The organism is Pacificoceanicola niger, from assembly GCF_048553275.1.
In the GTDB taxonomy this organism is placed as follows: Bacteria; Pseudomonadota; Alphaproteobacteria; order Rhodobacterales; family Rhodobacteraceae; genus Pacificoceanicola.
Genome location: NZ_JBLZMW010000008.1, coordinates 180,817 through 189,622 on the forward strand (window position 1 = coordinate 180,817; position 8,806 = coordinate 189,622).

Below are 8,806 nucleotides of genomic sequence, written 5' to 3' on the forward strand. Positions count from 1 at the left end.
TGCCCCGTCACGCACAATTACCAAGCCCTCGCCCGATTTTTCAGCGCCCGTCAGCACCGCCCGCGGCTTGCATTCCACGAGAAGGGCAGGTTCAGTAAGATCAAACGTCTGTACCCCGAACCAATCCGGAATCGCAGGCCTTGCCGAGACGGTCATCGCATGCCGCCTCACGCGTCTGTCGGCACAGTCATCCGGCAGGACACCCCACACCGAACCCGCAGGATACCGTCCCGGATGACCACCATTGCCCAAACCGAAAGCCTGCTGTCCGAGTTGATTGCCTTCCCTACGGCCTCCTCGGACAGCAACCTCGACATGATCCATGCCATGGCATCGCGGCTCGACGCGCTTGGCGCCCGCAGCGAAGTCTTCCACGACGAGACCGGCAAAAAAGCCAATCTGTGGGCCACCCTTGGCCCCGACCGGGAAGGCGGCGTGGTTTTGTCAGGTCATTCCGATGTGGTGCCCGTGACCGATCAGGACTGGTCAAGCGACCCCTTCGTGATGCGCGAGCAGGACGACCTGCTCTATGGCCGGGGCACCTGTGATATGAAGGGATTCATTGCCGCGACGCTGGCCATGGCCCCGGCTTGGGCTGATGTCGAACTCAAGCGTCCGCTCCATTTTTGTTTCACCTATGACGAGGAGGTCGGCTGTCTTGGGGCGCGCAATCTCGTCCCGCACTTGCAGGCGCGCGGCATCAGGCCCGCCATGGCCATCATCGGCGAGCCCACCTCCATGCGGATCATCGAAGGCCACAAGGGATGCTGTGAATACACCACCCGGTTCACCGGCCTCGAAGGCCATGGGTCGGCCCCCGATCATGGCGTCAATGCCGTCTCCTATGCCGTGCGGTATGTCTCACGCCTGCTGGACCTGGCCGAGACCCTAAAGACCCGCGCCCCGCAAGGCTCCCGGTTCGATCCGCCGTGGACCACCGTGAACATCGGTCGGCTCTCTGGCGGCGTTGCGCACAATGTGATCCCGGGCAAGGCGGAGGTCGAATGGGAGATGCGGCCCGTCGAATGGAACGACGCGGATTTCGTCAAGCAATCCATAACCGAATACGTCGAAACCGAGCTGCTCCCCGCGATGCGCGCGGTATCCCCTCACGCGGATATCTCCACAGAGGTGATCGGCGAAGTCGTCGGGCTGGAGCCGATGAGCGACAACGCCGTGCGCGATCTGGTGCAACAACTCACCGGCGGAAATGCCTGCGACGTGGTGCCATTTGGCACCGAAGCGGGGTTGTTCCAGAAGATGGGAATGAGCGTCGTCGTTTGCGGCCCCGGATCCATCGCACAGGCGCACAAGCCTGATGAGTACATCGCCCGCGAACAGATCGGACAATGCCTGCAGATGTTGCACGGGTTGGGGCGGTCCCTTACGGCCTGATCCGCCTGCGCGGCGTAGCGTTGCACGTCTACGGCGTACCTTCTGCCAGTCCATTGCCAACAATCACCCGGCTGCCCGGCCCGATAAGCCCCGCGATCTTGCGCAAATGATCCGGCCGGAAGGCCACGCAGCCCTCCGTCGGATACCCGGGCCTGCGCCAGCGATGCAGAAAGATCGCCGAGCCCCGGCCCGGCGTGGCATCAGGCCAGTTCCAATCGGTCAGTAGCACAAGATCATAGAGCCGGTCGGCCCGGCGCAGCGCCTCATGGCTGCCCGCATAGGGGGCCCGGACCCATTGGTTATAGGCCGGGTCTGTCGTATCATCGGACCACAGATCCCGTGGACCGATAGGCACCGCCCAAGCCGCAGGCTGTGCGATGCGGTCCGCCCGATAGAGCATACCGACGATGCGGTGTATGCCCACGGGCGTCCCGCCATCGCCCTCGCGCTTGTCCGCCACAACGCCGCCGCGCCCGATGGTGCAGGGCCAGAGCCGCCCGGCGAACCGCAGCCCGCCGCGCGTCAGAACAAGATCGGCCGCCGTGCTCACGCGGCCTCGGCCGCGCTGTTGATCCGCCCCATGACATCCGCCGCGATCTCGAAGCTGCGAAGCCGCGCGCCGTGGTCGTGGATTTGGCCGGTGATGATCACCTCGTCCGGCTTGTGCGCCGCGATGAGCGTGCGAAGCTGCGCCTCCACCTGGCCGGGATCGCCGACCGCGGAAATCCGCAACGCCTCGTCCAGCGCTGGCATCGCGCCCTCCGGCACCACGGTGGACAGATCGTCCACCGGTGCTGGCAGTTTTCCGGGGCGGCCCGTACGCAACCGATAGAAGGCCTGTTGCATGGTCGTCCGCAAGCGGCGCGCCTCGGCTTCGGTCTCTGCCGCAAAGACGTTGACCGCCATCATGGCGTGGGGTTTGGTCGCCGACTCCGACGGTTTGAAATAGCGCCGGTAGACTTCGAACGCCTGCTCAAGCGCGGCCGGCGCGAAATGCGAGGCAAAGGCGTAGGGCAAGCCCAGCATCGCGGCCACCTGCGCCCCATGCAGGGAGCTACCGAGAATCCAGAGCGGCACCCCGGTGCCCTCGCCGGGCAGCGCCCGCACCCGGCGATCCGGGTTTTCCGGACCGAAAAGCTCGCGCAGTTCCGCCACTTCGTTGTGAAATGCCTCGGCGCGCGAGGGATGCACACCCAAGGCCTGCATCACCGCCTGATCGCCGCCCGGCGCCCGGCCCAGCCCCAGGTCGATCCGCCCCGGATAGAGCGTCGCCAGTGTACCAAAGGCCTCCGCAACCGCCAGCGGCGCATGGTTCGGCAGCATGATGCCGCCTGCGCCGACACGGATCGTCTTGGTCAGTCCCGCAACATGGCCGATCAGGACGGCAGTCGCCGCACTGGCGATCCCCGGCATATTGTGATGCTCGGCCATCCAGTAACGGTGATACCCCCAGCGCTCAGCATGTTGCGCCAGATCGCCCGTGTTTCTCAGGGCGTCTGCCACCGTGGAGCCCTCGGGCACCGGCGACAGATCGAGCAGGGAATAATGCATCTCGGTCTCCTTTGAGCACAGACGTATGACACGAAACGCGCCGCACAAGGCCACGCGACAGATCGTAGGGCGGGGCTGTGCCCCGCACCCCTAGAAAAGGTGACCGGATTTCTCGGCCTTGGTCGCCAGATACCGGGCGTTCTGCGGTGTCTCGCCCACCCGGAGCGGAACGCGCTCGGCCACGTTTATCCCGCAGTGTTCCAGCATCGCCACCTTGGCCGGATTGTTGGTCAACAGGCGCACCCCCGAAAACCCCATGGTCTCAAGGATCTGCGCGCCCAGGCGAAAATCGCGTTCGTCGTCTTCAAAGCCCAGCCGATGGTTGGCCTCCACCGTATCAAACCCTTGATCCTGCAGAGAATACGCCCGCATCTTATTGGCAAGGCCGATGCCGCGCCCTTCTTGGTTGAGATACAAGAGCACGCCGCTGCCCTCCTGCCCCATCCGCGCCAGAGCCGCGTTCAGTTGCGGGCCGCAATCGCATTTGAGTGACCCAAGCAGATCGCCGGTGAAACAGGCCGAATGCAGCCGCGCCAGCACGGGTTTGTCCCGGTCCGGTCGGCCGATTTCGATGGCATAGTGCTCGTCGCTGCCATCCTCTGGCCGGAAAATATGCAGCCGGGCATTCTCCGCCGCTCTGAGCGGCACCTTGGCGGACACGACGTGCAGCAGGTCCGGCAGGGCCACCAGCGCCGGGGCCACCGTCTCCACGTGCAGGCTCACCAGATTGTGCGCCGCAGCAAAACCTCCCGGTACATGGACCACCAAAGCGGCAGGCAACAGTCGCGCGCTTTTGCAAAGGGCGACGGCCAATCGATGCAACGCCGCATCGCCGCCGCGCCGTGTGGTCAGCGGCCCCTTCATCGGCGTAGCCAGATCATCCGACGGGTCCGCCAAGGACTGGACCCAGGTCATCGCCGCCCCGTCAGGCAAGACAACCCGCGCCACATCGCCATCATAGGCCCGCGCTTTCAACGTCTCGGCCCGGCGTCCGGTCAGCACGAGATCCACATCGCCCAGACCCTGCATCTCGATCAGCCGCGCGGCGCTCAATGTCTCGGCCGATGCGATCAGCGCCGCACCGGTCGCGCCGTCAAGAACAACCGGCACCCCCATCCGCAAATCGGCCCGGGCGCGCGACAGGGTCTCGTTCAGATCGGGAGAAAAGGGCATGCAGCATCCTGTATCTGTAACAATCGGCGGTTTTTCCTGTAACATTCGCGGTCGCGGGACACGAGGCCGTGAACGGTATGCAGCAATCCTTGCCGGACCGGCAAAATGTCCACATCTCACCGGAAAGGCAAGACGGAGGTCATCGCGATGGCACAGCTCAAGAACATTCTTCTGGTGGACGACGACGACGATCTGCGCGAGGCGTTGGCCGAGCAACTGATCATGACCGAAGACTTCGAAGTCTTCGAAGCCGACAGCGGCGCCACGGCGATGGTGCGCGTCAAGGAGCAGAATTACGAGCTCGTCATCCTCGACGTGGGGCTGCCGGACACGGACGGGCGCGAACTCTGCCGCCTGATGCGCAAGCAGGGCGTGAAGGCGCCGATCATCATGCTCACCGGCCACGACTCGGACGCGGACACGATCCTCGGCCTCGATGCCGGGGCCAACGACTATGTGACCAAACCGTTCAAATTCCCCGTCCTTCTTGCCCGCATTCGCGCCCAGCTGCGTCAGCACGAGCAATCCGAGGACGCGGTCTTCACCGTCGGCCCCTACACCTTCAAGCCCGCCATGAAGATGCTGATCACGGAAGATGACAAGAAAATCCGTCTGACGGAGAAGGAAACGAACATCCTCAAGTTCCTCTACCGGGCGACCGAGGGCGTCGTGCCGCGCGACACGCTCTTGCACGAAGTTTGGGGATACAACGCAGGGGTGACCACCCATACGCTCGAAACGCACATCTATCGCCTGCGACAAAAGATCGAGCCGAACCCTTCAACCGCCACGCTTCTGGTCACCGAATCCGGTGGATACCGCTTGGTTTCGTAACAATTATCAGCAATTAGGCGGTTATGTGCCGGAAAACCACAGAGTTTCTTGACGCCGATCAAAGTCGCATTGCACACTGATGCTGTCATCAGGCATTATCAAATCAGTCTCCCGTTGCGTGTGCGGGTCATCACACGCACCTCCCTGTTGGACTGACCCGGGCTTTGCCCGGGTCTTTTTTTTGATCACCGCGGATCGTTCCGGATTCGATGAGCATCTCTACAGATGGTCCGCCCGGCGACATGGACGCGGCAAGGACGGCGGCCACATCAAAGCTGACAGGCTCGAAATCGAGCGTCACGCAGGTTTGATCCGCCGCCCAGACCCGGAGCAACCGCAGGGTGTTCCACGTATCTGTTGCCGTCACATCCTCGGGCGCTTGCCCGGCCATGACGCGCGGCCGGACCTGCGGCAAGTCTTCGGCGCGCCGCTCGGGAAAAAGTCCCGCAATCTCGTCAAATAGCGCCCTGGACCGTGCTTCGATGGCGCTCGGACTGGCCGGAATGATGCAGCAGCGCGCTCAGGTCAGTGCGCCGCCGCGACCCGCCTCACCCGCGCTGCAACCCCGGCTGGACCACGGGCATACGAATTCGATAGTTTTCCGTAGGTTTCCGGCCCCGCGACTGCTTTCCTTGCTTTCCAAAACCTCGAAAAACATGTATGCGCGCCCAATCTGAGACGTGACGCTCTGTCCCTGGCGCATGGAATGATGAAAGGGGCGGCGGCAATGGGGCCGCCATTCAAACGGGAGACGCGGGAGGGCCCGCGAGTGCTTCCAAAAGGATATACGGATGTTCAAAGAAACGAAGAAGACGATGCAGTGGGGCGAAGAAACGCTCACACTGGAAACGGGCAAGGTTGCCCGTCAGGCCGATGGTACCGTCATCGCCACTCTGGGCGAAACCTCGGTCATGGCGAACGTCACGTTCGCGAAAGAGCCGCGTGAAGGTCAGGATTTCTTCCCCCTCACCGTCCACTACCAGGAAAAATACTACGCCGCCGGTAAAGTACCGGGAGGCTTTTTCAAGCGCGAGGCGCGGCCGACCGAAAAGGAAACGCTGACCGCCCGCCTGATCGACCGCCCGATCCGCCCGCTGTTCGTGCCCGGCTTCAAGAACGAAGTGCTCGTGATGTGCACCGTGCTGTCGCATGACCTCGTCAACGACCCCGACATCGTCGCGATGATCGCCGCCTCTGCCGCGCTGACCATCTCCGGCGCGCCGTTCCGTGGTCCGATCGCAGGCGCACGCGTGGGTTTCGAGGATGGCGAGTACGTCCTGAACCCGACTGTCGACGACATGCACATGCTGCGCGACAACCCCGAGCAGCGCCTCGATCTGGTCGTCGCCGGCACCAAGGACGCGGTCATGATGGTCGAGTCCGAAGCCTATGAGCTGACCGAAGAAGAAATGCTTGGTGCGGTTCTGTTCGCCCATGAGCAGATCCAGCCGGTCGTCGACCTGATCATTGATCTGGCCGAAGAAGCCGCCAAGGAGCCTTTCGACTTCACCCCGCCGGACTACTCCGACCTCTACGAGGCCGTGAAAGCCGCCGGTGAAGAGAAGATGAAAGCCGCCTACGCGATTTCCGACAAGCAGGAGCGCGTCGCCGCGGTCTCCGCGACCAAGGACGCGATCAAGGCAACGCTCACCGAAGAGCAGCTCGGCGATGCAAACCTCGGCTCCGCTCTGAAGAAGCTGGAGTCGGTTGTTCTGCGCGGGGACGTGGTCAAGAACAAGCGCCGCATCGACGGACGCGCCCTCGATCAGATCCGCCCGATCGTGTCGGAAACCGGCCTTTTGCCGCGCACGCACGGCTCTGCGCTGTTCACCCGTGGTGAAACACAGGCGCTGGTCGTGACCACGCTCGGCACCGGCGACGACGAGCAGTTCATCGACGCGTTGCATGGCAACTTCAAATCCAACTTCATGCTGCATTACAACTTCCCGCCCTATTCGGTTGGCGAAGTGGGCCGCGTGAGTGGCCCGGGCCGCCGCGAAATCGGCCACGGCAAACTGGCATGGCGCGCCCTTCAGGCCGTTCTGCCCGCTGCGACGGATTTTCCGTACACGCTGCGTCTGGTGTCGGAAATCACCGAATCCAACGGCTCGTCCTCCATGGCTTCGGTCTGTGGTGGCTCGCTGTCCATGATGGACGCGGGTGTGCCGCTGAAAGCGCCGGTTGCCGGTGTGGCGATGGGTCTCGTGCTCGAAGACGATGGCGATTATGCGATCCTGTCCGACATTCTCGGTGACGAGGACCACCTCGGCGACATGGACTTCAAGGTGGCCGGCACCGAGAAGGGCATCACCTCGCTGCAGATGGACATCAAGGTCGCGGGTATCACGCCCGAGATCATGAAGACCGCTCTGGCCCAGGCCAAAGAAGGCCGCCTGCACATTCTGGGCGAAATGGCCAAGGCCCTGACCGAAGCGTCGGACTTCTCCGTTCATGCGCCGCGCATCGAAACCATGCAGATCCCGACCGACAAGATCCGTGAAGTGATCGGCTCCGGCGGCAAGGTGATCCGCGAGATCGTCGAAGTGTCGGGTGCCAAGGTCGACATCAACGACGAAGGCATCATCAAGATCGCCTCCCCCAACGGCGAGGCCATCAAGAAGGCCTACGACATGATCTATTCGATCGTGGCAGAGCCGGAAGAAGGCAAAGTCTATGACGGCAAGGTTGTGAAGATCGTCGATTTCGGCGCCTTCGTGAACTTCTTCGGCAAGCGCGACGGCCTGGTGCACGTCAGCCAGATCGAAAACCGCCGCCTGAACCATCCGTCGGACGTTCTGAAAGAAGGTCAGGACGTCAAGGTCAAGTTGCTTGGTTTCGACGATCGCGGCAAAGTGCGCCTGTCGATGAAAGTCGTCGATCAGGAAACCGGCGAAGAAGTGGTGCCGGAAAAAAATACCAAGGAAGAAGACGCGTAATTCGTGCATCTTTCGACAAATAAAGGGCGTCCTTCGGGGCGCCCTTTTTCGTATTGCAACGTCACATGCCAGGTTTTCTGCGAAACCATCGCGACCATGGAATCCCTTTCTGGGAAGTTCAGGCTTTCTTTACCAATGACACGCTAACGTGGTGTCTTCAAAAGGCACGTAATGGTATCGGGCTCTGTGGAACTCACGGGATGCGTCCGAAGGCCCCGGCGGGGATGCCGGGGCCATTTTTTCGCCTCGGAGCACGCCGTCGCCACAACGGGGTTGCAGCATTCCGCACAGCCCCTTAGGCCATCATCATGCTGGTGCTGGAAAACATCATCTCGGACCGCGGCTCGCGTTACGCAGTATCAGGCGGAGCCTGCGCGTCTGCCAATGAGGCTGCCGCTTTTCTAAAAGAACTGAAAAGGCGAAAGAAATTCTCCAAAGCGACGCATAACACCTGGGCTTGCCTGACCTCCGGTGGACCGCTGAAAAACGATGACGGCGAGAGCGGCGCCGGCATGGTGATCCTCCGCATGTTGGAGCGCGAGTGTGTGATTGACCAAATCATAGTGGTCACGCGCTGGTACGGCGGCAAACACCTTGGCGGCGACCGTTTTCGCCATGTGCAGGATGCGGTGCGTCTGTATCTCGACACTCTGGCCGAGAAATAACCGCCCAGAATTCTGGACGACTTGACCGAAATTCACCTCCCTGGGATCTCTGAACCAAGTCGCAGGAACATTTTTCGCCACTGGGACTACCTCCCATTATTGCGGAGCCTCAGGTCACAGCGTGCGCGGCCATCTTCATTTTTTGGGCGAGGGTAACCCCGTCATCTCCCACGCCCGGTAATCTCCCCCTTTTTAACGGGGTGCATCCGTAGAACTTACGCGGCCATTTTCAGTTTCATGGCGGGTGTGATG

At 62.2% G+C, this 8,806-nt stretch carries 8 protein-coding genes; 4 read left to right on the forward strand and 4 right to left on the reverse strand.

The window, feature by feature from the left end; genetic code table 11:
* Positions 1 to 234: 234 nt before the first annotated feature.
* A complete protein-coding gene (gene argE, locus ACN2XU_RS12425; RefSeq protein ID WP_419410763.1) occupies positions 235 to 1,395 on the forward strand; it encodes an acetylornithine deacetylase in 1,161 nt (386 codons plus the stop codon).
* 28 nt (positions 1,396 to 1,423) lie between these two features.
* Here the strand turns inward: argE and ACN2XU_RS12430 are convergent, their stop codons facing one another.
* The 3 genes from ACN2XU_RS12430 to ribA all read right to left on the reverse strand — a co-directional run bounded on the left by ACN2XU_RS12430 (position 1,424) and on the right by ribA (position 4,119).
* Complete coding sequence (locus ACN2XU_RS12430) at positions 1,424 to 1,945, reverse strand: L,D-transpeptidase family protein (RefSeq protein WP_419410764.1); 522 nt, start codon at positions 1,943 to 1,945, stop codon at positions 1,424 to 1,426.
* The gene (locus ACN2XU_RS12435) at positions 1,942 to 2,946 is read right to left on the reverse strand and encodes an LLM class flavin-dependent oxidoreductase (protein ID WP_419410765.1); all 1,005 of its coding nucleotides are present in this window, start codon (positions 2,944 to 2,946) and stop codon (positions 1,942 to 1,944) included. The genes ACN2XU_RS12430 and ACN2XU_RS12435 overlap by 4 nt, the downstream gene beginning before the upstream one ends.
* Positions 2,947 to 3,036: 90 nt before the next feature.
* On the reverse strand, positions 3,037 to 4,119 hold the full coding sequence (gene ribA / locus ACN2XU_RS12440) for a GTP cyclohydrolase II (protein WP_419410766.1): 1,083 nt from the start codon (positions 4,117 to 4,119) through the stop codon (positions 3,037 to 3,039).
* 147 nt (positions 4,120 to 4,266) lie between these two features.
* On the opposite strand from ribA, the gene ACN2XU_RS12445 reads away from it, so the two are divergent.
* Entirely contained in the window at positions 4,267 to 4,953 is a 687-nt protein-coding gene (locus ACN2XU_RS12445; protein ID WP_419410776.1) for a response regulator transcription factor, read from the forward strand.
* 130 nt (positions 4,954 to 5,083) lie between these two features.
* Here the strand turns inward: ACN2XU_RS12445 and ACN2XU_RS12450 are convergent, their stop codons facing one another.
* Positions 5,084 to 5,344 carry a hypothetical protein gene (locus ACN2XU_RS12450; protein WP_419410767.1) on the reverse strand — a complete coding sequence of 87 codons (261 nt, stop codon included), beginning with the start codon at positions 5,342 to 5,344 and terminating at the stop codon, positions 5,084 to 5,086.
* Between the two features lie 400 nt (positions 5,345 to 5,744).
* Here ACN2XU_RS12450 and pnp point away from each other — a divergent pair, with 400 nt between their 5' ends.
* Both pnp and ACN2XU_RS12460 read left to right on the forward strand, forming a co-directional pair.
* On the forward strand, positions 5,745 to 7,889 hold the full coding sequence (gene pnp, locus ACN2XU_RS12455; RefSeq protein WP_419410768.1) for a polyribonucleotide nucleotidyltransferase: 2,145 nt from the start codon (positions 5,745 to 5,747) through the stop codon (positions 7,887 to 7,889).
* A gap of 308 nt (positions 7,890 to 8,197) precedes the next feature.
* Positions 8,198 to 8,554 (forward strand): YigZ family protein, encoded by a 357-nt coding sequence (locus ACN2XU_RS12460; RefSeq protein WP_419410769.1) that lies wholly within the window; start codon positions 8,198 to 8,200, stop codon positions 8,552 to 8,554.
* Positions 8,555 to 8,806: the final 252 nt, after the last annotated feature.